Source organism: Marinovum sp. J2-8 (genome assembly GCF_055808435.1).
The window spans coordinates 48180-68874 of record NZ_JBVVRZ010000007.1 but is presented as its reverse complement, the minus strand read 5'-3'; the positions used below and the strand labels follow the sequence as shown (position 1 = coordinate 68874).

Genomic DNA, 20695 nt, shown 5'->3' with positions numbered 1-20695 from the left:
TCGTTGCAATAAGTGGCGGATGGTATGGAAGATCTGACAGAAGCCTATGAAAATGGCGCCTATATTCCCGGTGCGGACAAGTATCGCAGCCGATGGCCCCAAGATGCGGCGGCGTTCCGTGCCTGTCATGATGTGCAGGAATTGCCGGGGTTCTGTGCGGGGTCACGCCGCGCCGTGGATATGGTGCGGCCTGATGGGGCGGCGCAAGGAACGGTAATCTTTGTGCATGGTGGCTATTGGCGGGCGATGTCGCGCGGCGACTGGACACATCTTGCCGCCGGGGCCTTGGCGCAGGGCTGGGCGATGGCGTTGCCGGGGTATGATTTATGCCCCAACGTGCGGATCAGCGACATCACACATCAGGTGGCAGAGGCAGTCCAGGCAATCGCCGCCGCCACCAGCGGGCCGATCGTGCTGGTCGGACATTCGGCGGGCGGCCATCTGGTGGCGCGCATGTTGGCGCCGGGGATGCTGCCGACATCGCTACATCAGCGCCTGCAACGGGTGGTGCCGATCTCGATGTTGAGCGACCTGCGCCCGCTGATGCAGACCGCGATGAATGCTGATCTGGCGCTCGACCCGGTCGAAGCGGCCGCAGAAAGCCCGGTCTTTCAACCGAAACCCGATTGCGCCGTGCGGCTCTGGGTTGGCGGTGATGAACGCCCGGCGTTTCTGGACCAGACGCGGTGGTTGGCCGAGGCGTGGAAGGCCCCGATGCGGATCGCCGAAGGGCGGCATCATTTCGACGTCATTGATGCGTTGCAAAACCCCAAAAGCGACATGATCGAGGATCTGCTTGGCTGATTGGCGGCTTCTGCCCCTGTCTGCCCCCCGTCTTCCCCCGTCTGGGGCCGTCACAAAACCGTCAAAAAACCTTTAACGTTCGAGTCGATTGGCGCGCTTAAGAGTCTGGCACGAGGTAGCCGGAAGGCCGATTCCCCCTCTCTGGCTTGAAGCAACATGTCTGTGGATCCGTGCCGTATTCTGCCCGTGACATCACGAGAGGAACGTCACATGTTGAAGTCTGATATTGTGCACGGCAGCTGGGCTGCCGTATTCTCTGACCCTTTGATCGTGTCCCTGACCATTGTTGCAATCGTAAGTTTGGCGGCGCTGACCGCCGTGATCGCCCTTGTGTTGATTTTGTCTCGCGGCAGATTGACGGCGAAATACAATGCAACCGCGGGGACCGCAGAGCTTGACCTGAAACCACATGACAGCGCCAATTTGGGGCCTGACTAGGGTTCGCGCCGGGAATGGGCTAGCTCATATGTCCCATGTTGGGCCTTGCCTTGCCCCGTTGCAGGCCCAGCTTGCGTTCGCGCCAGATGATCAACGCGCCCGCCACAATGACCACCAGCGACCCCAGTATGGTGGCCGACGTCGGCAGTTCGCCGAACACGGTATAACCCGCCACAACCGCAAACAGCATCGCAACATAATCAAACGGCGCCAGGGTCGAGGCCGGGGCAAACCGATAGGCCGAGGTCACAAGGATCTGGCCGATTCCGCCGGTGATTCCGGCCGCAACCAGCATCAGGGTCTCTGTGGTGTTGGGAACAGTCCAGCCAAAGGGCAGGGTCAGCAGGGAAAACAGGGTGGCCGTCAACATGAAGTAGAACACCACCGCCGCCGGGTGTTCGATCTGGACAAGGCGGCGGATATGCACCTGGGCGAGCGACCGCATCCCGGCGGAAATCAACATCAGCCCGGCGCCCAGAGCGGCCACCTGATCCAGTTCGCCGGTGAAATTCAGCCGTGGCCACAGGATGATGATCACCCCAACCAAACCAAGCGCAACGGCGGACAAGCGGAACAACCGCACCTTTTCACCCAACATAAGCGCCGCAAGGATGACCGTGATCAATGGCGTGGCAAAGCCGATGGCGGTGACTTCGGGCAGTGGCAACATGCCAAGCGCGGCAAAGCCAAGCCCCATCGCGCCGACCCCGATCAGCCCACGCCACACATGGCCAATGGGGTTCGCGGTGCGCAGACCGGTGGTCAACTCGCCCTTGGCCAGCAACCAGACCAGAATGACCGGAATTGCAAATGCGGAGCGAAAGAATACAGCCTCGCCTGGGGGGACAACATCCGCCGTGGCCTTGATCAGCACGGTCATGAACGTGAAAACGGCAAGTGCGAAAATTTTGAGCGCGATACCGCGACTAATATGCATGTTTGGAAACATGCGTCGGTTGTTGCAAAAGGTCAATTGCGCGGGACGCATGTCAGCTATGCGCCTGGGGAATGCGTGATTCGTCAGGCTTGCCATTTTGCGGGCAGGCTGGGATGACCAAGGGGCCGTTTCGCCAAGATTGCCAAAGATGAAATTTCTTCCACGCCTGTTCCAAGGATCAAAGCCCGACCCGCGTCTTAACAAGGATATGCGGGATATGGTGAGCGATGAAACCCTGGCCCTTGCGGCATCGGAGGGCGACCGAGAGGCGTTTTCCCAATTGCTGAGCCGTGTCTATGACCGGGTGTTCGCGCTGGCCTTTCGTCTGACTGGTAGCCGGGCCGAGGCCGAGGATCTGACGCAGGATATCTGTGCTGCCTTGCCTGCAAAGCTGCGGGGGTTTGACGCCCGCGCCCGGCTGACCACCTGGCTTTACCGTGTGGTGGTCAATGCCGCCCATGACCGGCGGCGGCGCGCGGCATCACATGCGCGGGCGGCTGTTGGCTGGGGGGATGTCGAATTGGCGCGCCGTGCCGAAGCGGATGAAACCCGCGATCAGCTGGGCTGGCTTGCCGAGGCGATGTTGGACCTGCCCGAAGACCTGCGCGAGACGCTGGTGCTGGTGCTCGAACCGCTGACCCATGCCGAGGTCGCGGAAATTCAGGGCATTTCCGAAGGCACGGTAAGCTGGCGCATGTCAGAGATACGCAAGCGCCTGAAAGCGCGATCGGAGGCCGAGAGATGAGCGACGAATTGGACAAATTGGCCAAGGCATTGCGCGCTGCGACGCCCACGCCGGACGCAGGACACAAAGCGGCCAATATCGCGGCGGCGAAAAAAATCTTTGCCGATGCCCAAGGATACCATGACAGCGCCCGTCATACTCTTGAACGCCCCAAAAGGAGCGTGTTTCAGAGAGGATTGACCGCCATGTTGAATACGTTGTCGCCGCGCGCCGCCCTGGGTGCCACTACCGCCATTGCCCTGATCGGGGTTGTCATGATCCTGCCGACGTTGGACCGTGATGTGCTGACAGTGGGGCCAAGATCGGTGCAGGAGGTGCCGAAAACAGTGTCGGATATGGATGCCCCGGTAGAAGAGGCGCTGATTGCCAGCGACGTTGATACCGCTGTGACCCGGCCACAGGTGTTTTTCAACGGCGCTCGGGATGGGGCCGCCAGCGCGCCGCCCGCCCCAATGGCAGAGCCCACGATCGACATGGCGGATGCGCCGATCGGCGGTTTGCTGAGCATGGAGGCCCCGACGCCGCGCAGCTATTCCACGGGGTTGGCCCGGACCAAGCAGGGCGTCAACGACATGTATGTCCGGCCTGCGCCGGACCCGGTGACATCTGTGCCCGAGGGCGACACCGAAGCCTTCCCGGAGGCGGAAACCAACCCGTTGAAGGTGACGGCGCAATCCCCGGTGTCGACCTTTTCCATTGATGTGGATACCGCCGGTTGGTCGGTGCTGCGCAACATGTTGGAAAACGGCCAATTGCCGCAAAAGGACACGGTCCGGATCGAGGAAATGGTCAATTATTTCCCGTATGACTATGCTGGGCCCGATGCCGGGCCTGATAGCGGCGCGGCCTTTCGTGCGGGGGTCATGGTGGCGGAGACGCCTTGGAATGCTGGCACACGGTTGGTGCATATCGGCATTCAGGGTGCCCTGCCCGAGGTCGATGAACGCCCGGCGCTGAACCTTGTTTTTCTGGTCGATGTCTCTGGTTCGATGAACCACCCCAACAAACTGCCGCTGCTGAAACAGAGCCTGCGGTTGATGTTGGGTGAATTGCGCCCAGAGGATAAGGTGGCGATTGTCACCTATGCCGGGTCGGCCGGTGTGGCGCTGGAGCCAACCAAAGCCGCAGAGCGCGAAACCATCTTGGCCGCGCTTGAGGGGCTGGGCGCGGGCGGTGGCACCGCGGGCGCGCAGGGCATTGAAACGGCTTATGCCATGGCCGAAAAGATGCAGGGCGAGGGCGAGATCAACCGCGTGTTGCTGGCCACCGATGGCGATTTCAATATCGGCATTCACGACCCAGACGCGTTAAGGGATTTTATCGAGGTCAAGCGCGACAGCGGCACCTATCTAAGCGTGCTGGGCTTTGGCCGTGGCAATCTTGATGACACCACGATGCAGACATTGGCGCAGAACGGCAATGGTCAGGCGGCCTATATCGACACGCTGAGCGAGGCACAGAAGGTGCTGGTTGATCAGCTGACAGGCGCGTTGTTCCCGATTGCTGATGATGTGAAGATTCAGGTGGAATTCAACCCGGCCCAGATCGCGGAATACCGGTTGATTGGCTATGAAACCCGTGCCTTGCGGCGCGAGGATTTCAACAATGACAAGGTCGATGCCGGCGATATCGGCGCGGGCCATCAGGTGACCGCGATATACGAGGTCACGCCGGTTGGCTCTGATGCGCGATTGACCGATCCGCTGCGCTATGGCGCGGAACCGGCGGCCAATGACAGTGACGAGCTGGGTCTTCTGCGCCTGCGCTACAAGGCCCCGGGCGAGGACAGCAGCCGCCTGATTGAAACCCCGATTGTTGCGGGGGGCAGTCAACGGCCGATATGCGGTTCGCCTTTGCCATTGCCGGTTTCGGGCAATTGCTGCGCGGCGGTGCGTATCTGGGCGACTGGAGCTTTGGCGACGCCATCGCACTGGCCAATGGGGCCAAAGGTGCGGATGACTTTGGCTATCGGGCCGAAGCGGTGCGGTTGATGCGGTTGGCGCAAACCCTGGCAGAGTAAGATCTGCGGGCCACACGACAGGATAAAAGAGGCGGGCGGTTTCGCGCGCCTCTTCAATCGCCGATCGCATCGGCAAAGATCACCCGGTTTCGTCCGTTTGATTTGGCGAAATACAGGGCGCGATCCGCAGATTTCAGCAAGTCCTGCAAATCTGTCCCGGACCTGCCGGGCGACATTGCCACGCCGATGCTGACAGACAGCGGGACAATTGACCCTTCATACCGAAATTCAGTCTTTCCAATGCCCATGCACAGCAATTCCGCAAAGTGTTTTGTCGAGTTGCGGGAAATGTTCGGAAGGAAAACCGCAAATTCTTCGCCGCCCACACGCCCGACATCACCGAAATCGGGCGTTATGGATCGCAGGATTTGTGCAATTTTGACCAGCGCCTCATCGCCAGCGGCGTGACCGTATCTGTCGTTCAGCCGCTTGAAATGATCTGCATCGACCAGGACCAGGGCATTGGAATTCAAATTGTCGACCGACAGTTTCCGGTCAACGCTGTCCCGGAAACCCCGGCGGTTCAGCAATGTGGTCAGCGGGTCGGTCAACGCATTGGTCAACAGTAGTTTTTCGGATCTGATGTAATGCCGCTCCCGTTCGATCAACGGGCCCATCATGGCGGCCCCAATGACACAGAAAATGGCGATAACCGGAACCGCAGTGGTCAGAACGTTTAGCATGATATCATATGGCAATATCAAAACGGATGCGGTGTTCAACGCAAGCAGCGCCCCAAGCCCGACAAAGGCCGGAAGCCGCAATTTGCCTTTGGGCTTCAATTTCCAGGCCCAGACCAGCCCCAGACCCGCAGCCAGCAAAATGCCGACTGCCCCGGTCGGGGCCCCGACACCCCCAAGCATGAGCCGATATCCAGCCGTAATGCCCCCGGCGATCAGGGCCGTAGGCCAGCCGCCAAACGCGGCGCCGATGCCAACAATGATGCTACGCGCGTCAAATATGATACCCTCGCTCAGTTGCACCGGCTGCAACATCACCAGGATCGAGCCAAGCGCAAAGGTGAAACCGTTCAGCACAGATCGCAGCCAGAGACGTGTTATGGACCGATGAATAACGCCATAGGAAATGGCCAAAAGCGCCATGACCCCGCCCCCGAAAATGATCGCGACGAGGACCGCCGTCAGATCGAACTGCATCTGAGATTCCTATCTGAAAAAAGCGGGGCAATCTACGTCGATAAAATTTTAGGCAAGATCTAGTTTGTAATTATTAACGAAAACCTAATGACCAGCCTGTGGGGTAATTTAATTGATGGGTCAAGCAACGTCAGGGGGATCTTTGCCCGATGGGCAGCTAAATCAAGTGGAAATGCCGGGCAATCAGGGCCGCAATCACCGTCGCCTATGGGCTGCGAATCGCGAGCGGTCTTGGGCATGGGCCTGTAAATTATCGACTTCACCGTCAGATCGGGTCATCCTTATCCGGGTCCACCAGATGCCGACAGAATGCGCCTGAGTAAAACGGGATTTAAGCCATGACGATGATCATAACCCGGTTCAATGTCGTGGATAATCTGTGGGCCAATTGCCCGTCCTTTCGTCCGGTGATCGCCGCGTTCCGGGCAGAATACGCAGGCCTGGCAGAAGACAAGTTGCCAATTTACATCCTGATGGGGGATTTGGTGAGGGGGTGCTCGGCACATCTGCAAGCCGGCAAAAAGCGCGAAATTGCCGGGATTTTTACCCTGATAGAGCGGTGGATCGCCGAGGGCGACAAATATGTGCATGACATGGCAATCGTCGGCTTTATCGAGGATCTGCAAAACGCAAACCTGCACGATGGCACCCAACCGGAAGATTTCAAAGAATTCCTGGGCCCGCTGAGTGCTCGCTCTTGGCAAAAGGTCGACCGGTTTTGGTCAAAATCCGAGCCGATCCTCAGGGACTGAGGCGAAGCTGCGCCATTTGGCTATGTGCTTGGGGTCCGCCTGGGCACGGCCCGGAATGTGATCTTCATCGGAATGTGCCCTTTTTGTCATGGGTGCGTTACATCCCGCGCGCAGGAGGTCGGAGCATTTTCCAATTAGGGGACGTATTATGGTCGTTCGCACCATCTGCCTGACCTCTGTCATTGCGCTGACCGCCGGGTCTGCCATGGCCGAGATGAATTTCAATCGCATCGCATCCTTTCCGGTCGTCACCAACATGGCCGACGGCGAAGATACGTCACGCGAAACCTCGCCTGAGATCATTGATGTCACTGCGGATGGCATGACGCTTGTCTATACCGACAGCCCGCTGGGCGCGATCGGTCTGGTCGACATCACCGACCCCGCCAACCCGGCCCCCAAAGGCAATATCGACATGGGCGGCGAGCCGACCTCGGTTGCTGTTGTCGGCACCACTGCCTTTGTCGGCGTGAACACCTCGGAAAGCTATGTCGCCCCTTCGGGCGTGATCAAGGCGATCAACACCGCCGACGGTTCCGAGCTGGGCGCTTGTGATCTGGGCGGTCAACCTGACAGCCTGGCCAAGGCCAAGGACGGTAGCTTTATCGCGGTGGCGATTGAAAACGAACGTGACGAAGACCTGAACGACGGCGTGATCCCGCAGATGCCTGCCGGGTCGCTGATCATGGTGGGCGTCAAAGACGGCACCCTTGATTGTGCTTCGATGAAATCCGTGGACCTGACCGGTCTGGCCGAGGTTGCCGGATCCGATCCTGAGCCGGAGTATGTCTCGATCAACGCCGCTGGCGAAGTTGTCGTGACCATGCAGGAAAACAACCACATGGTTGTTGTGTCCAAAGACGGCGAAATCCTGAACCATTTCTCGGCCGGTGCGGTTGATCTGGAAGGCATCGACGCCACCGACGAACGTGGCGCGCTGATCTTTACCGAGAGCCAACAGGGCCGCAAACGCGAACCCGATGCGGTGACCTGGATCGACGACACCCATTTTGCCACTGCCAACGAAGGCGACTACGAAGGCGGTTCGCGCGGCTGGACGATCTTCCACAAGGACGGCACCGTCGTCTATGACAGCGGCACGTCGTTCGAACATGCGATCATTCAGATCGGCCATTACCCCGACAAACGTTCTGATGCCAAAGGTGTAGAGCCCGAGTTGGTGACATTTGGCGAATTTGGCGGCACGCCTTATGTGTTTGTTGGGGCCGAGCGCGCTTCGGTCGTCGGTGTCTATGACGTGACCGATCCCAGTGCGCCGGTGCTGAAGCAACTTCTGCCCTCGGGTGTTGGCCCGGAAGGTTACGTTGTGATCCCGGAACGCAACCTGTTGGTTTCGGCCAATGAATCCGACCTGATCGAAGACGGCGGCGCGCGTGCGCATGTCATGCTGTTTGAATATCAGGATGCCCCCGCACAATACCCGCATCTGACATCCGAAGGCATGGACGAGCTGACAGGCTGGGGTGCGATTTCCGGCATGGTCGCTGGCGAAGGCAAGACAATCTATGCCGTCAACGACAGCTTCTATGGCTATCAGCCGACGATCTTCACCATCGACGCGTCCTCCAAACCGGCGCGGATCACCGATGCGATGCAGATCACCCGCGCGGGCCGTGTGGCACAGAAACTTGACCTCGAAGGCATCACGCTGGACGGCGAAGGTGGCTTCTGGCTCGCCAGCGAAGGCCGCACCGACCGGGTTATCCCGCATGCGCTCTATCACGTGAATGCCGAGGGCGAGATCGAAGAAGAAATCGGTCTGCCAGCGGAACTGATGGCTGTGGAAAAGCGTTTTGGCTTTGAAGGTGTGACCAAGGTTGGTGATACGCTTTGGATGGCCGTTCAGCGCGAATGGAAAGACGATCCGAAAAACCACGTGAAACTGGTGGCCTATAACACCGAGACCAAGGAATGGGGCGCCGTTCTTTATGAAAAGGCCGAGCCCGCAACCGGCTGGGTTGGTCTGTCGGAAATCACTGCGCATGGCGATTACGTTTATATCGTTGAGCGTGACAACCAGCACGACCACCGCGCCGTGACCAAGAAGGTCTATCGCATCGCGATGGCCGACATGGTGCCCGCCGCGCTGGGCGGTGAGCTTCCGGTTGTGACCAAAGAGCTGGTGCATGACCTGCTGCCCGATCTGACATCGACCGGCGGCTATGTTCTGGACAAGGTCGAAGGTCTGGCAATCACCGCTGATGGCGAAATGTTCGTCTCGACCGACAACGACGGTGTCGACGACCATTCGGGCGAGACCATGTTCTTCTCGATCGGCGGCGCAATGTAAGCCAGCTGGCTGACATCACTTTGATCAGGAAAGGGGCCTTTTGGGGCCCCTTTTTCATTCAGATGGCACGAAATGACCAAAGCCGCCTTTGGACCGATGCGGTTCCATTCCCGTGGTCGGCGAATTCGCCCCTGACAAAGCGACGGGTCGCCGTGATTGGCGGCAATGCCCGCCCCAACCCCAACAATGGATGATCCAGCCCCGAGGCGATGCCAAATCTCAGCCGGGGCGAAGTCCGGTTTCCACCAACATGCCGCGCCGTTTGGCTTCGTAATAATAGCCCCGCGCGTACCAGCGTATGGCGGTTTTTTCGCTGCCGTCGGCCAGCAGCCAGGCGCCGCGCAGGTATTTCACCGCGTATTTCAGATTTGTATCAGCATCGAGCAGGTCTTTGGCCTGACCTTTGAAGCCCATGCTGCGCGCGGTCTGGGGCAGGATTTGCAGCAGGCCCCAATAGGGGCCATTGCGTGCCCAGGGGCGATGGGTGCTTTCGCGGATCGCCAGCTTGTGCACCAGGGTGCGGGGCACTTGGTAATGATCGGCCCATTTGTTGATCGAGGCCCGCAGCGCCGGGGTTTCGTTCGGGTAGAGCGGCGGGTTATGTGCCTTGGTCTTTGGCTTTGCCTTTTGTGCCGGCATGGCACAGGCGGAAAGCGGCAGGGAAACAGCGGCGAGACCGCCCAGCAATAGGGTCCGGCGGGTAAAACAGGTCATCAGCAACGACTCGGGAATTGTGAATACAGTGGTATTTTAGCCTGTCGCAAAGCCTTGCGCATCGGGCAGGATCTGGTTCGGCGAAGCCTTGCCGAGGGTTGCAATTCGCCCCATCACGCCACAGGGTGCGGACGATGAAAAACACATTGCTTTCTTTTGGTCACGGCTATTCCGCGCGGGCGCTTTCACAGGTGCTGAACCCGGCTGACTGGCGGGTGATCGGCACCACGCGCAGCCCGGGAAAGCTGGCGGAATTGTCGGCCCAAGGGGCCGAGGCGCGGCTGTTTCCCGGTGATGGTATGACTGACGCGCTGGAGCAGGCCAGCCACATTCTGATTTCCGCCGGGCCGGATGGTGATGGCGATCCGGTGCTGGCCCATCTGCGCGACCAGATCACGGCACGTGCGTCGCAATTTCAATGGGTTGGCTATCTGTCGACCACCGGGGTTTACGGCGATCATGGCGGCGATTGGGTGGATAAGACCACACCGCCACTGACCCCCAGCACCAAACGGGGCGAGATGCGGGTTGCGGCGGAAAACGACTGGCGCGCCATTGCGGATCTGCCGTTGCATATCTTTCGTCTGGCCGGGATCTATGGCCCCGGGCGCGGCCCCTTTGCCAAGGTGCGGGCCGGCACGGCGCGACGCATCATCAAACCGGGACAGGTGTTCAGCCGCATCCATGTCGCCGATATTGCCCAGGCGTTGCTGGCGTCGATCCACCAGCCCAATCCCGGCGCGATCTATAACCTCTGTGACGACGATCCCGCGCCGCCGCAGGATGTGATTGCCTATGCCGCCGGTCTTTTGGGCTTGCCTATTCCGGATGCCATCCCATTTGAACAGGCCGAGATGACGCCAATGGCGCGCAGTTTCTATGCCGAAAGCAAGCGGGTGAAAAATGACAGGATCAAGCAGGAGCTGGGTGTGCAGTTGATACATCCAGAATATCGTACCGGTTTGCAGGCGCTGTTGCGCAGCGCTGCCCAGGAATGACCCCACCGCGGAGTTTGAGTGATATTCTGGTGGCGCTGCAACCAGATCCGGACTGTCATGATCCTGTGTCGGTGGATAACGTGCTGACCGAAATCGGCCAAAGGTCTTTTGCGCCTTTTGTGTTGGTGATTGCGGTGCTTCTGGTTTCGCCGCTGTCGGCCATACCCGGCGCGCCGACGCTTGGCGCGACAATGATCATTCTGATTTCGGTGCAATGGCTGACCCGGCGGCCCTATATGTGGTTGCCGAAATTCCTGTTGCGGCGCGAGGTGCCCGGCGCCCGGCTGGCGCGGGCGATCGAATGGCTGACCCCGATTGCGCATTGGATTGATGCGCGCAGCTACCGGCGTTTGCCGCTGTTGACCACGCCGCCGATGGCCATGCTGACCAAGGTGGTGATCATCGGGGTGGCCTTGGGCTGGCCGGTGCTGGAGCTTTTGCCAATGGTGACCTCTATCGGCGCGTTGACAGTGGCCTTTTTGGCGCTTGGATTGATGGTGCGCGACGGGGTGCTGGTGATGATGGGCTATCTGATGGTCGGTGGCACCGCCGGGCTGGTCATCTGGTTGGTCACCCATGTTCAGGGATTAGCGATTTACAGCGGCTTTGGTTTGGTGCCCGTCGGCTCACAGATCCAATCATAGACCCCGGCCACCTGTTGCGCCTTTGCGGCCCAGGTGAAATGCTCGAACACCCGGTTGCGGGCGGCGGTGGCCATCGGCGCCAGTGCCGCCGGATCAGAGGCCGCAGTTGTGAGGGCCTCGCGAAACCCCTGAATGATCGCGTCACGCGAACCAATGGGAATGGCAATGCCGGTGTCGGGCGTAATCAACTCGCCCGGGCCGGCGTAATCCACCACCATGGGCACCAGCCCCAGCGCCATCGCCTCTAGCACCACCCCACCGCCAAATTCGCGGATCGACGGAAAGCTCAGCATGTGGCAGCGCGCCGCCACGGTCTGGACCTCCTGATGCGGCAACCATCCGTGAAAGGTGACTGCGGCCTCGGTATTGTCCGCCGCCACCTGGGCCCGCAGGTCGGCCATCATCGGGCCGTCACCAATCAAATCCAACGTCATCGCGCCGGATTTCAGCAATGGTGCGGCAGCCGCCAACAACATGTCCGGCCCCTTGTAGGGCACCAGCCGGCCAATGAAACAGGCGCGCAGCGGGCCGGAACCGGCTTCTGACACCCGAGAGAACCGCGCCGGATCAACGGCGTTTTCGGGCAGGTAGATCACCTTGTCCTGAAATTTCTGCGGGATTTCCGATTGGGTGTGACGCGATCCGGTCAAAATCGCAGCAGCATGCCGCAGGGTGCTGTGATGCCCCGGCAGATACCGATAGGCGGACCGCAGATAGCTCAGCAACTCGCGCTCGCGCAGACGTTCGGCATTGAACCCTTCGGGCCAGGGCACACCGCCATTCAGCGGCCCCATCATGAACGGCACACCCGCGCGGGCGCAGCGGCGGGCGATCGGGCTGGCCAGCGTCGGCGACAGCGGGGTGACGCGGTGCACCAGGTCGAATTCGCCGCCCTTCAGGGCGGCACCGAACTTGCGCCAGACCAGCCGCTCGAAATGCGGATAGGCCAATGCGTTCAGGGCCTGAAGCGTGGTCCAGCCCTTGCCATCGCCCAGCCGCAGTTTCTCGCCCAGTTTCCACAGCGGTTTTGCCAGGCTGTCACTGTCGATAAAGGTCGCATCCCGCCCTTCGACATATCCGGCGCGCAAAATGGCATCGCGATTGCGCAGATGTGTGACCAGATGCACATCGGCCACATCGCGCAGCGCATCTGCCAGCGACCAGCCGACCAAAGGCACAGACACCCACTCGGGATTGGCGGCCTCTGCGATCACCAGAACACGGCGTTTTGTCATTTGGTCGATTACTCCATCACCGGACGCCAGCGCAGGGCGAACCGGGCCTTTTTTCGTAAATTGCCGTCGCGCATTTTCAATCGCTCACGGCGCAGGGTTTCGGCGTATCCCATCAATGCGCCGGACAACAGCCAGGTCAGCGGTGTCAGGGTGGCATTGGGCACCAGTTCAACCGCATTGATCGCCAGCATCAATGTCAGCGGCCCGATAAAGGGCGAAACATCTTCGGGTTTGCGCGCCAGCATTTCGCGCCAAAGCAGAAAGATCGGCAGGATAAGCAGCCCGAATTCCGCCAGGAACCCGATCCAGCCGAATTGCCCCATAACGATGATCCAGCGCCCGTCGCTGATGGTTTCAACAGACCCCGAAATGTCGTTGTATATCAGGTTCCGGCCCCAGCTGCCCCAGCCGAACAGCGGCTTTTCCGCAGCCCGTTCCAGCAGGATGTCTTCGTTGTCCAACCGGAATTTCAAAGAGGCCGCGCGCTCTGTGTCGATGCTGGCCGCGGCGGCCAGTATCCGGTCGCTTGGGATCAACTCGACCGCTTTCAGCACCGGATAGCCGACGGCGAGCAGCGCCAGAAGCGCCGCGATCTTGATCTGGTTGCGGGCCGAGAAGGACAGCACAACAGGCACCAGAAACAGGGCGAACAACATCGCCCCGAGCGATTTGAACAGGAACAGGCACACGCCCAGCCACATCATGGCGCCCGCATAAAGCAACCGGCGCTTTTGCTCGAATTTCAACAACGCCACCGCCGAGGTCAGCGCCATCATGATAAAGAATGTCAGCCAGATGCCGTGGTACAGGAACACCGTGGGCCGCCAGCCGCCAAACCGAAAGGTCTGGGTGAAATCATGCTGAAAATAGCCGTAGATCATGATGTTCATCTGTGGCGAAATCCGCACCTCGATCAGGGCGGGCAGGGTATAGGCCAGCCCGGCGGACATCAGCACCACCAGAACCAGACGCTGCGAGGCCGCCTCGACCAGATATTGCCGCGCCAGAACAAAGGGAATGAAGATCAAAACCTGGGTCAGCGACAGCGCAATCGCGTCGGTGATCTGCAAGCCGGGCAGATGCAGCGCATCGCCCCAACGCACCATTTCCCCATTGGTGGCCACGGTGGCAATGGGCGACAGGATGAATGTCAGCATCAAAAGCTTGCCTGCAAGGCTATCGGGCAAAACCGATTTGCGCAGCCCGTAAAACATCAGTGAAAGCACCAGCGCGCTGAGCGCCGGGATCGAATGTTTGCTCAGCGGGGGCAGCAGCGGAAAATCAAAGGCCGCGGGGGTCGGCGGCAACAGCAGAAATCCCGCCACCAATGTCCATAGCAACGCAGGCACCAGTGGCAGCCGGCGAAACAAGAGCACGGTCACCACCGGCCAAAGGGCCAGCATCAGATTTGCCAGGATATTGGGCATCAGGGTCTTTCAGAAGCCATTTTGGGTTTCAATACGCTCTGTCTAGCCAAGGATTGGGGCAGGTTTTGGGCCAAATACGGTCTTTGACCAATCCTAGCGGTGCTGCCGGAAATGGCAAAACACGCCAGCGTCAGCGGGCGGGCACCCGCCCGGTCGATTAACTGTGCATGTAGATCGGGCGCGGTTGCAATTGGTGCCGCTACGGCAACTATTCCGAAAGCAGAGGGTTTTTTGGGTTGCGCTTGGTCGGGGGCTTGGTCAGCTTTGGTGCAGGTTAATCAGATAAATTTAGATTCCATTGCCAAGCCGCCGAAAAATAGCATATCTCTGCGATCTGTCGCCGCATGACCCGCTGACGTATTCCGGCGGCAATGCGCGTATTTTCAATGCGTTGCAGGAGCATGTCGGGGATGTCACGCCGCTTGATCCGGGGTGGGGGCGGATTGATTGTTTGCGGCGTTTGATCCTTGCCATGCCAAAAGCCGTGTCCATTCGCCTGCTTTGGCGGGTGCAATTGGCGCTTTCGTCGCTGATCGCCCCGGCCATTCAAAAACAGCTGGCGCGTGGACGGTTCGACGTATTGGTCGGGGCCTATTCCTTTCACTCCTTCGCGGCACTGAAACTGCCGCCGGGGGTGTTTTCGGTCTATACGGCGGATGCGACGCCAACCACCTACAAGCGTAGCGTCGTGGGCCAGTCTTTTGACCGCTATCTGCGTATATCCCGATTGCTGGACCCGATGATTATGCGCGTGGAACGGCGGGTGTTTCGCAATCTGAATTTGATGATCTGGCCGACGGAATGGCTGAAATCCGGTGCTGACGGGCTGTATGAATTGAAACCCGACCGGTCGATTGTGGTGCCTTGGGGGGAATGTGACCGATCCGGTGCCGTCGGACGTGCCACCGGCGCTAAGCCGCGGGACACAGGTGCGGTTTGTTCTGGTCGGGCGTGACTGGTGGGCCAAGGGCGGGCCATTGGTGTTCGAAACCTTGGTGGAACTGCGCGCACGTGGCATCGACGCGGTGTTGGATGTGATTGGCGCAACCCCGCCCAGAGAACACATCGCCGATTTCGTCACTGTGCACGGTGTTCTGGATAAATCGCTCCCCAACGAGATGGCGACGTTTGAGGCGGTGATGCGGCGATCGCATTTCCTGTTCCAGCCATCTTTAGAAAGCTATGGTTTTGCCTTTTGCGAGGCATCGGCCTATGGGCTGCCGTCGCTTTGTCTGCGCATTGGCGGGGTGCCAGTGCGTGAAGGGGTGAATGGCCATGCCCTTCCGTATGGCTCGGGGCCTGAAGGGTTTTTGAACCGGATCGAGACCTATCTGGAAAATCCGAAATCCTATGAGGCCCTGCGACGCTCTGCCCGAAAGGAATACGAAGACCGCCTGAACTGGGACGCCTGGGGGCGGCGGGTGGATGCCATCCTGGCCGAACGGGGCAGGTAGAGGGATCCGGCTTCGCTTATCCGGTGGTGGGGCAATGGCGGATGCGCGGTTGCGTCCAGCATGTAAATTCATGATTTGGCGCTAAGTGCGGAACCAATCTGGCCCTATCGTGTCCGGCAGCAAGGCACTAGCCTGCGCCGAAATGGTCGTGCCCGACACATGGCCAGATTTGCCACCAAGAGGATGCCGTCAATGAAAATGACCACCGAAGAGGCCTTTGTGAAGGTGCTTCAACGCCACGGAATTGAACATGCCTTTGGCATCATTGGATCGGCCTTCATGCCGATTTCCGATCTGTTTCCCAAGGCGGGTATCATGTTCTGGGATTGCGCCCATGAAGGGTCAGGCGGGATGATGGCCGATGGCTATACCCGCGCCAGCGGCAAGATGAGCATGATGATCGCCCAGAATGGCCCGGGCATCACCAATTTCGTGACTGCGGTGAAAACCGCCTATTGGAATCACACGCCGCTGTTGCTGGTGACGCCGCAGGCAGCCAACAAATCCATCGGCATGGGGGGGTTTCAGGAAGTCGAACAGATGAAGCTGTTCGAAGATATGGTTGCCTATCAGGAAGAGGTGCGCGACCCGTCGCGGATTGCCGAAGTGCTGAACCGGGTGATCCTGAACGCCCATCGCGCCAGCGCCCCGGCGCAGATCAACATTCCGCGCGACTACTGGACCCAGGTCATCGACATTGATCTGCCGGAAATCGTGTCGTTTGAACGTCCCGCAGGCGGCGAAGCGGCCATTTCCGAGGCGGCAAAGCTGCTGTCGAGTGCCAAGTTCCCGGTGATCTTGAACGGTGCCGGGGTGGTTCTGGCGGGGGCGATTGATGACTCGATGCAATTGGCTGAACGGCTTTCTGCGCCTGTTTGCGTCGGCTATCAGCACAACGATGCCTTCCCCGGATCACATCCGCTGTTTGCCGGGCCGCTGGGCTATAACGGGTCAAAGGCGGGGATGGAGCTGATTTCCAAGGCCGATGTCGTGCTCTGCCTTGGGACGCGGCTCAATCCGTTTTCGACCCTGCCGGGGTATGGCATCGACTATTGGCCGACGGATGCAAAGATCATTCAGGTCGATATCAACCCGGATCGCATCGGGCTGACGAAAAAGGTTTCGGTCGGCATTGTCGGTGACGCCAAGAAAGTGGCGCAAGGGATTTTGGGGCAACTGGCGGAGGAAGCCGGTGATGCGGGCCGCAAGGAGCGCGAGAACCTGATTATCCAGACCAAATCCGCCTGGGCGCAGCAATTGTCCGGGATGGATCATGAAGACGACGATCCCGGCACGACCTGGAACCAACGCGCCCGCGCCGACAAACCCGACTGGATAAGCCCCGCATGGCATGGCGCGCGATCCAGAGCGCCCTGCCGCGTGAGGCAATCATTTCCAGCGACATCGGCAACAATTGTGCGATCGGCAATGCCTATCCCAGCTTTGAACAGGGGCGCAAATACCTCGCGCCCGGTCTGTTTGGTCCCTGTGGCTACGGTCTGCCGTCGATCATCGGCGCCAAGATCGGCTGCCCGGATGTGCCGGTTGTCGGCTTTGCCGGTGATGGCGCCTTTGGCATTGCGGTGACGGAACTGACCGCCATTGGCCGTGAGGAATGGCCGCCGGTGACAATGGTGGTGTTCCGCAACTATCAATGGGGCGCGGAAAAGCGCAATTCGACCCTATGGTACGAAGACAACTTTGTCGGCACAGAACTGGACGACGGTGTCAGCTATGCCGGGATCGCCCGGGCCTGTGGCCTGCAGGGCGTACAGGCCAAGACAATGGAAGAGCTGACCACGGCATTGAACACAGCCGTTGTCGATCAAATGCAGAACGGCAAGACCACATTGATCGAAGCATTGATCAATCAGGAACTGGGTGAACCGTTCCGCCGCGACGCGATGAAGAAACCGGTTGTCGTGGCCGGGATCGACCCTGCGGATATGCGCAAGCAATAGGTTCGGGCGGGGACATTCCGGCAACGGAATCTGCAAATTTCACCATGAAATTTGCCCCGCCTAACGCAGCCTAACTCAGGGCGATGGTGACGGCGGTGGCGGCAACGATGTCTGCCACGGTCGCGCCCCGGCTCAGATCACACACCGGGCGGCGAAAGCCCTGAAGGAAGGGGCCGATGGCCATCGCCCCGGCCAGTTCCTGTACCAGTTTATAGGCGATATTGCCTGCTTCCAGCGAAGGAAAGATTAACACATTGGCATCCCCCGCACCCATTCCCTTTTTCTCTGCGGTTCGTGGATTAAGCGCGGCATCCGCTTGGATCGGGCCGGTGAAGCCGGTGATCTCTGCGACGTCGCGGATCATGTCAACGCTTGGCCCGCTGCCGCTGTTGCCGGTGGAATACGACAAAAGCGCCACGCGGGCCGGGCCGAGAAGCGCCTCGCAAGAGGCCGCAGAGGCGCGGGCGATCGCCGCCAGCGCGGCGGCATCCGGGGCCACGTTCACCGCGCAATCGGCAAAGATCAACTGGCGTCCGTCGGGGAAAACAATCAGAAAAAACGACGATGGCACTGTCACGCCCTCGGCCAGCCCAATGGCCAGCCCGGCGGCTTCGATCACTTTGGCGGTGGGGCTTGTGGCTCCGGCGACCATGGCGTCGGCCTCGCCTGCGGCCACCATCGCGGCGGCGCGGATCAGCGGGCGCGCCAGCATCCGCCGCGCAATGCCTTCTTTCATGCCGCGATTGGCGACAAGGCTTGCGATCTGGCCATCGGTGATGTCGGCCACGTCCACCGGCACACAAATCCCGTCGTTGCGCAATTGCGCCACGGCCTCGGCTGTGCGCGGATCCTCCAGTTCGGGGAAAACCACCCGCGCCTGTCGCGCGCGTGCTGTTGCAAAAGCCTGTTCCAGAACTGTCATTCCGTTTCCGTCCGTTTCGTTCCGCCCATTTCGCCCCTGTCCATTCTGCCCCTGTCCATTCTGCCCCTGTCCTTGTGCTTGCCTGAAAGGAAATCATGATGAGTGATGACGTGAAGATCAACCGTGGCCTCAAGGGGATTTACTTTGAACGCTCCGGTGTCAGCCATATTGACGGTGCCAAGGGCGAGCTGCTCTATCGCGGCTATACGATTCACGATCTGGCGGAACACAGCACCTTTGAAGAGGTGTGTTATCTGCTGATCCATGGTGAGCTGCCGAATGCCGCGCAATTGGCCGATTTCGACGCCGCATTGAAGGCGGCACGGCAGTTGCCAGATGCGGTGTTCGAGGTGATTCAAGCCTGTTCCGGCGGGCATCCAATGGATGTGTTGCGCACCGCCGTGTCCGCGCTTGCCGCGCTGGAGGGAGACAGCCGCGAGACCGGCGAAGACGCCTTTCTGCGCAATGGCATTCGGCTGACCAGTCAGGTGCCGATGATCATTGCCGCGCATGAGGCAATTCGCAATGGCCGCACGCCGGTCGCACCTGATCCGACGCTGTCCCATGCCGCCAACTGGCTCTGGATGCTGAAAGGCGAGATGCCCTCGCAGGATGCCGCGCGTTTGGCGGATGTGGATTTCATCCTGCACGCCGAACATGGCGCCAATGCATCAAGCTTTGCCGCGCGTGTGACGGTGGGGACCGAGGCCAATCTGCACGGCGCGATTGTCACGGCCCTGGCCACGCTGGCGGGGCCGGCCCATGGCGGCGCGGCAGAGGACGTGATGAAGATGGTGACGGAAATCGGCAGCCCCGAAAACGCCGCCGCCTATGTCAAAGCCAAACGTGCCGCCCGCGAGGCCGTGACCGGTTTCGGCCATCGGGTGTATCGTGCCGAAGACCCACGCGCCCGGCACATGCGCGACGGGGTGCGCAAGCTGGGCCAGGAGATGGGCGCGCCGGAATGGTACGAGATCCTTCAGGCGGTGGTAGAGGCGATGAAACCCTATTCACGCCATGGGCTGAACGTGAATGTCGATTTCTATTCCGGCGTGATCTATCAGCTGCACGGGATTCCGATGGATCTTTATGTGCCGATCTTTGCCATCGGGCGGATGCCGGGATGGATTGTGCAATGTCTGGAACAGCAACGCGGCAATATCCTGATCCGGCCCCTGACCCTGTATAACGGCCCGGATCAGCGCGATTACCTGCAAATGTCGCGGCGGGGCTAAGCCCGCCGCCCGGTTGGCTATTTGCCGCCAAACCATTTGTTGATGCGGCTGCCGGTGCCTTTGACCGCGTCGGTGGCGTCGGCGAAGCCTTCTTCGACATCTTCCAGCATCGGATCAATCCGCCGTCTGCGGAACCGCAACCAACGCACATAAATGGCCCAGAACACCAGAGCGGCCAGCCCAAGGATCACAATGCTCATCCAGGGAATGATTCTGACATCGGGGCCGTCAACCTGACGCACAGAGACCGCATTGGGATAGATCGACAGGAATTCATTGCGCCAGCCATAGTGGCGAATGGCGACCCATTTCGGATTTTCCGAGGTCGATCGCAGGTCCGCCGCCTCTGTCTGGAGGTTGGCGGTGTCGAATTTGAAATAGGGCGGCCAGCCCCAGCCGGTGTCTTCGTTGCGATAGACCATCGGGCGGCCATTGCTGCGGATTGCCTGAATGAAGAACACGTCGCGGTTCACCTGACCGGTGGCATTGCCGCTATCCGGGCTGGACCAGAAGATCGAGTTTTCGCCAAAATCGACGCGCCGGGTTTCGGTGTCCGAAATCCGGGCGATATCGTGATGAGGCAAGGTGTAGTGGAAGAACGCCGCCACCAGGACCCAGAAGCTCAGGATCAAAAGCCATTTGAGATAGCGCATAACGGGAACCTTCAGTGGAAATTGGTGAAATAGATGACAGCGGCAATCAGGGTGACCGGCACGACATAGACCCCAAGGATCAGCTTGCGCCGCAGAGAACCGTCATAGTCGGTCAGGCCGCTTTTGACAAAGGCCTCTTTGGCGTCGTCGTCGCCCTGCATGCCCTCGGCCTCCCATTCGGCCTCAAGCTTGTCGCGCCGTACCGCGCGGGAATAGAGCGACAGGCAGACATAGACAATCGTCAGCACGACGAAGCCGATGAAAGACAATCTCAAAAAGCCCAACATT

General features: G+C 59.9%; 18 protein-coding genes and 2 pseudogenes. 12 read left to right on the top strand and 8 right to left on the bottom strand.

Going from position 1 to position 20695, the window contains the following annotated elements; translation table 11 throughout:
* Window positions 1–24: 24 nt before the first annotated feature.
* Together AC0L4F_RS18800 and AC0L4F_RS18795 are read left to right on the top strand one after the other, a co-directional pair.
* Window positions 25–804, top strand: coding sequence for an alpha/beta hydrolase (locus AC0L4F_RS18800; protein WP_244690933.1), 780 nt, complete (start codon window positions 25–27; stop codon window positions 802–804).
* A gap of 210 nt (window positions 805–1014) precedes the next feature.
* The gene (locus tag AC0L4F_RS18795) at window positions 1015–1242 is read left to right on the top strand and encodes a hypothetical protein (RefSeq protein ID WP_244690932.1); all 228 of its coding nucleotides are present in this window, start codon (window positions 1015–1017) and stop codon (window positions 1240–1242) included.
* A gap of 19 nt (window positions 1243–1261) precedes the next feature.
* Here AC0L4F_RS18795 and AC0L4F_RS18790 read toward each other — a convergent pair whose 3' ends face one another.
* Window positions 1262–2179: a DMT family transporter gene (locus tag AC0L4F_RS18790; protein WP_244690931.1), complete on the bottom strand. Its 918-nt coding sequence runs from the start codon at window positions 2177–2179 to the stop codon at window positions 1262–1264.
* A 208-nt stretch (window positions 2180–2387) separates the two neighbouring features.
* Here AC0L4F_RS18790 and AC0L4F_RS18785 point away from each other — a divergent pair, with 208 nt between their 5' ends.
* Window positions 2388–2924 carry an RNA polymerase sigma factor gene (locus AC0L4F_RS18785; protein ID WP_244691014.1) on the top strand — a complete coding sequence of 179 codons (537 nt, stop codon included), beginning with the start codon at window positions 2388–2390 and terminating at the stop codon, window positions 2922–2924.
* A pseudogene (locus AC0L4F_RS18780) lies at window positions 2921–4944 on the top strand (vWA domain-containing protein). Before AC0L4F_RS18785 ends, AC0L4F_RS18780 begins: the two are co-directional and overlap by 4 nt.
* 53 nt (window positions 4945–4997) lie before the next feature.
* On the opposite strand, the gene AC0L4F_RS18775 reads toward AC0L4F_RS18780, so the two are convergent.
* On the bottom strand, window positions 4998–6101 hold the full coding sequence (locus AC0L4F_RS18775; protein ID WP_244690930.1) for a GGDEF domain-containing protein: 1104 nt from the start codon (window positions 6099–6101) through the stop codon (window positions 4998–5000).
* 338 nt (window positions 6102–6439) lie between these two features.
* Between AC0L4F_RS18775 and AC0L4F_RS18770 the strand changes: the two genes are divergently transcribed.
* Together AC0L4F_RS18770 and AC0L4F_RS18765 are read left to right on the top strand one after the other, a co-directional pair.
* A complete protein-coding gene (locus tag AC0L4F_RS18770; protein WP_244690929.1) occupies window positions 6440–6853 on the top strand; it encodes a DUF7674 family protein in 414 nt (137 codons plus the stop codon).
* A gap of 148 nt (window positions 6854–7001) precedes the next feature.
* Window positions 7002–9164 carry an esterase-like activity of phytase family protein gene (locus tag AC0L4F_RS18765; protein WP_244690928.1) on the top strand — a complete coding sequence of 721 codons (2163 nt, stop codon included), beginning with the start codon at window positions 7002–7004 and terminating at the stop codon, window positions 9162–9164.
* 219 nt (window positions 9165–9383) lie between these two features.
* Here the strand turns inward: AC0L4F_RS18765 and AC0L4F_RS18760 are convergent, their stop codons facing one another.
* Window positions 9384–9878: a transglycosylase SLT domain-containing protein gene (locus tag AC0L4F_RS18760; RefSeq protein WP_244690927.1), complete on the bottom strand. Its 495-nt coding sequence runs from the start codon at window positions 9876–9878 to the stop codon at window positions 9384–9386.
* Between the two features lie 134 nt (window positions 9879–10012).
* Here AC0L4F_RS18760 and AC0L4F_RS18755 point away from each other — a divergent pair, with 134 nt between their 5' ends.
* Window positions 10013–10876: an SDR family oxidoreductase gene (locus AC0L4F_RS18755; RefSeq protein WP_244690926.1), complete on the top strand. Its 864-nt coding sequence runs from the start codon at window positions 10013–10015 to the stop codon at window positions 10874–10876.
* A gap of 14 nt (window positions 10877–10890) precedes the next feature.
* Entirely contained in the window at window positions 10891–11520 is a 630-nt protein-coding gene (locus AC0L4F_RS18750; protein ID WP_244690925.1) for an exopolysaccharide biosynthesis protein, read from the top strand.
* On the opposite strand, the gene AC0L4F_RS18745 is transcribed toward AC0L4F_RS18750, so the two are convergent.
* Together AC0L4F_RS18745 and AC0L4F_RS18740 are read right to left on the bottom strand one after the other, a co-directional pair.
* Window positions 11472–12755 (bottom strand): glycosyltransferase, encoded by a 1284-nt coding sequence (locus AC0L4F_RS18745; RefSeq protein WP_244690924.1) that lies wholly within the window; start codon window positions 12753–12755, stop codon window positions 11472–11474. The two genes, AC0L4F_RS18750 and AC0L4F_RS18745, sit on opposite strands and share 49 nt — an antisense overlap.
* A gap of 8 nt (window positions 12756–12763) precedes the next feature.
* Window positions 12764–14182, bottom strand: a complete 1419-nt coding sequence (locus tag AC0L4F_RS18740) for a hypothetical protein (RefSeq protein WP_244690923.1) — start codon at window positions 14180–14182, stop codon at window positions 12764–12766.
* Window positions 14183–14480: 298 nt separating this feature from the next.
* On the opposite strand from AC0L4F_RS18740, the gene AC0L4F_RS18735 reads away from it, so the two are divergent.
* The 3 genes and pseudogenes from AC0L4F_RS18735 (at window position 14481) to xsc (ending at window position 17597) form a co-directional block, all read left to right on the top strand.
* Window positions 14481–15137, top strand: coding sequence for a hypothetical protein (locus AC0L4F_RS18735; RefSeq protein ID WP_244690922.1), 657 nt, complete (start codon window positions 14481–14483; stop codon window positions 15135–15137).
* Window positions 15112–15636 carry a glycosyltransferase gene (locus AC0L4F_RS18730; RefSeq protein WP_244690921.1) on the top strand — a complete coding sequence of 175 codons (525 nt, stop codon included), beginning with the start codon at window positions 15112–15114 and terminating at the stop codon, window positions 15634–15636. Before AC0L4F_RS18735 ends, AC0L4F_RS18730 begins: the two co-directional genes overlap by 26 nt.
* Before the next feature lie 192 nt (window positions 15637–15828).
* A pseudogene (gene xsc / locus AC0L4F_RS18725) lies at window positions 15829–17597 on the top strand (sulfoacetaldehyde acetyltransferase).
* Window positions 17598–17667: 70 nt separating this feature from the next.
* Here the strand turns inward: xsc and AC0L4F_RS18720 are convergent.
* Window positions 17668–18519, bottom strand: a complete 852-nt coding sequence (locus tag AC0L4F_RS18720; protein WP_244690920.1) for a phosphate acyltransferase — start codon at window positions 18517–18519, stop codon at window positions 17668–17670.
* A gap of 98 nt (window positions 18520–18617) precedes the next feature.
* Between AC0L4F_RS18720 and AC0L4F_RS18715 the strand changes: the two genes are divergently transcribed.
* On the top strand, window positions 18618–19754 hold the full coding sequence (locus AC0L4F_RS18715) for a citrate/2-methylcitrate synthase (RefSeq protein ID WP_244690919.1): 1137 nt from the start codon (window positions 18618–18620) through the stop codon (window positions 19752–19754).
* Window positions 19755–19771: 17 nt separating this feature from the next.
* Here AC0L4F_RS18715 and AC0L4F_RS18710 read toward each other — a convergent pair whose 3' ends face one another.
* The gene (locus tag AC0L4F_RS18710) at window positions 19772–20407 is read right to left on the bottom strand and encodes a DUF1523 family protein (RefSeq protein ID WP_244690918.1); all 636 of its coding nucleotides are present in this window, start codon (window positions 20405–20407) and stop codon (window positions 19772–19774) included.
* A gap of 11 nt (window positions 20408–20418) precedes the next feature.
* Entirely contained in the window at window positions 20419–20694 is a 276-nt protein-coding gene (locus tag AC0L4F_RS18705; RefSeq protein WP_244690917.1) for a hypothetical protein, read from the bottom strand.
* Between the last annotated feature and the right edge of the window lies 1 nt (window position 20695).

Coding starts and splice junctions, on each gene's coding strand:
- AC0L4F_RS18800 (WP_244690933.1), top strand. CDS start 25: ATGGAAGATCTGACAGAAGCCTATGAAAATGGCGCCTATATTCCCGGT.
- AC0L4F_RS18795 (WP_244690932.1), top strand. CDS start 1,015: ATGTTGAAGTCTGATATTGTGCACGGCAGCTGGGCTGCCGTATTCTCT.
- AC0L4F_RS18790 (WP_244690931.1), bottom strand. CDS start 2,179: ATGCATATTAGTCGCGGTATCGCGCTCAAAATTTTCGCACTTGCCGTT.
- AC0L4F_RS18785 (WP_244691014.1), top strand. CDS start 2,388: ATGCGGGATATGGTGAGCGATGAAACCCTGGCCCTTGCGGCATCGGAG.
- AC0L4F_RS18775 (WP_244690930.1), bottom strand. CDS start 6,101: ATGCAGTTCGATCTGACGGCGGTCCTCGTCGCGATCATTTTCGGGGGC.
- AC0L4F_RS18770 (WP_244690929.1), top strand. CDS start 6,440: ATGACGATGATCATAACCCGGTTCAATGTCGTGGATAATCTGTGGGCC.
- AC0L4F_RS18765 (WP_244690928.1), top strand. CDS start 7,002: ATGGTCGTTCGCACCATCTGCCTGACCTCTGTCATTGCGCTGACCGCC.
- AC0L4F_RS18760 (WP_244690927.1), bottom strand. CDS start 9,878: ATGACCTGTTTTACCCGCCGGACCCTATTGCTGGGCGGTCTCGCCGCT.
- AC0L4F_RS18755 (WP_244690926.1), top strand. CDS start 10,013: ATGAAAAACACATTGCTTTCTTTTGGTCACGGCTATTCCGCGCGGGCG.
- AC0L4F_RS18745 (WP_244690924.1), bottom strand. CDS start 12,755: ATGACAAAACGCCGTGTTCTGGTGATCGCAGAGGCCGCCAATCCCGAG.
- AC0L4F_RS18740 (WP_244690923.1), bottom strand. CDS start 14,182: ATGCCCAATATCCTGGCAAATCTGATGCTGGCCCTTTGGCCGGTGGTG.
- AC0L4F_RS18720 (WP_244690920.1), bottom strand. CDS start 18,519: ATGACAGTTCTGGAACAGGCTTTTGCAACAGCACGCGCGCGACAGGCG.
- AC0L4F_RS18715 (WP_244690919.1), top strand. CDS start 18,618: ATGAGTGATGACGTGAAGATCAACCGTGGCCTCAAGGGGATTTACTTT.
- AC0L4F_RS18710 (WP_244690918.1), bottom strand. CDS start 20,407: ATGCGCTATCTCAAATGGCTTTTGATCCTGAGCTTCTGGGTCCTGGTG.
- AC0L4F_RS18705 (WP_244690917.1), bottom strand. CDS start 20,694: ATGTTGGGCTTTTTGAGATTGTCTTTCATCGGCTTCGTCGTGCTGACG.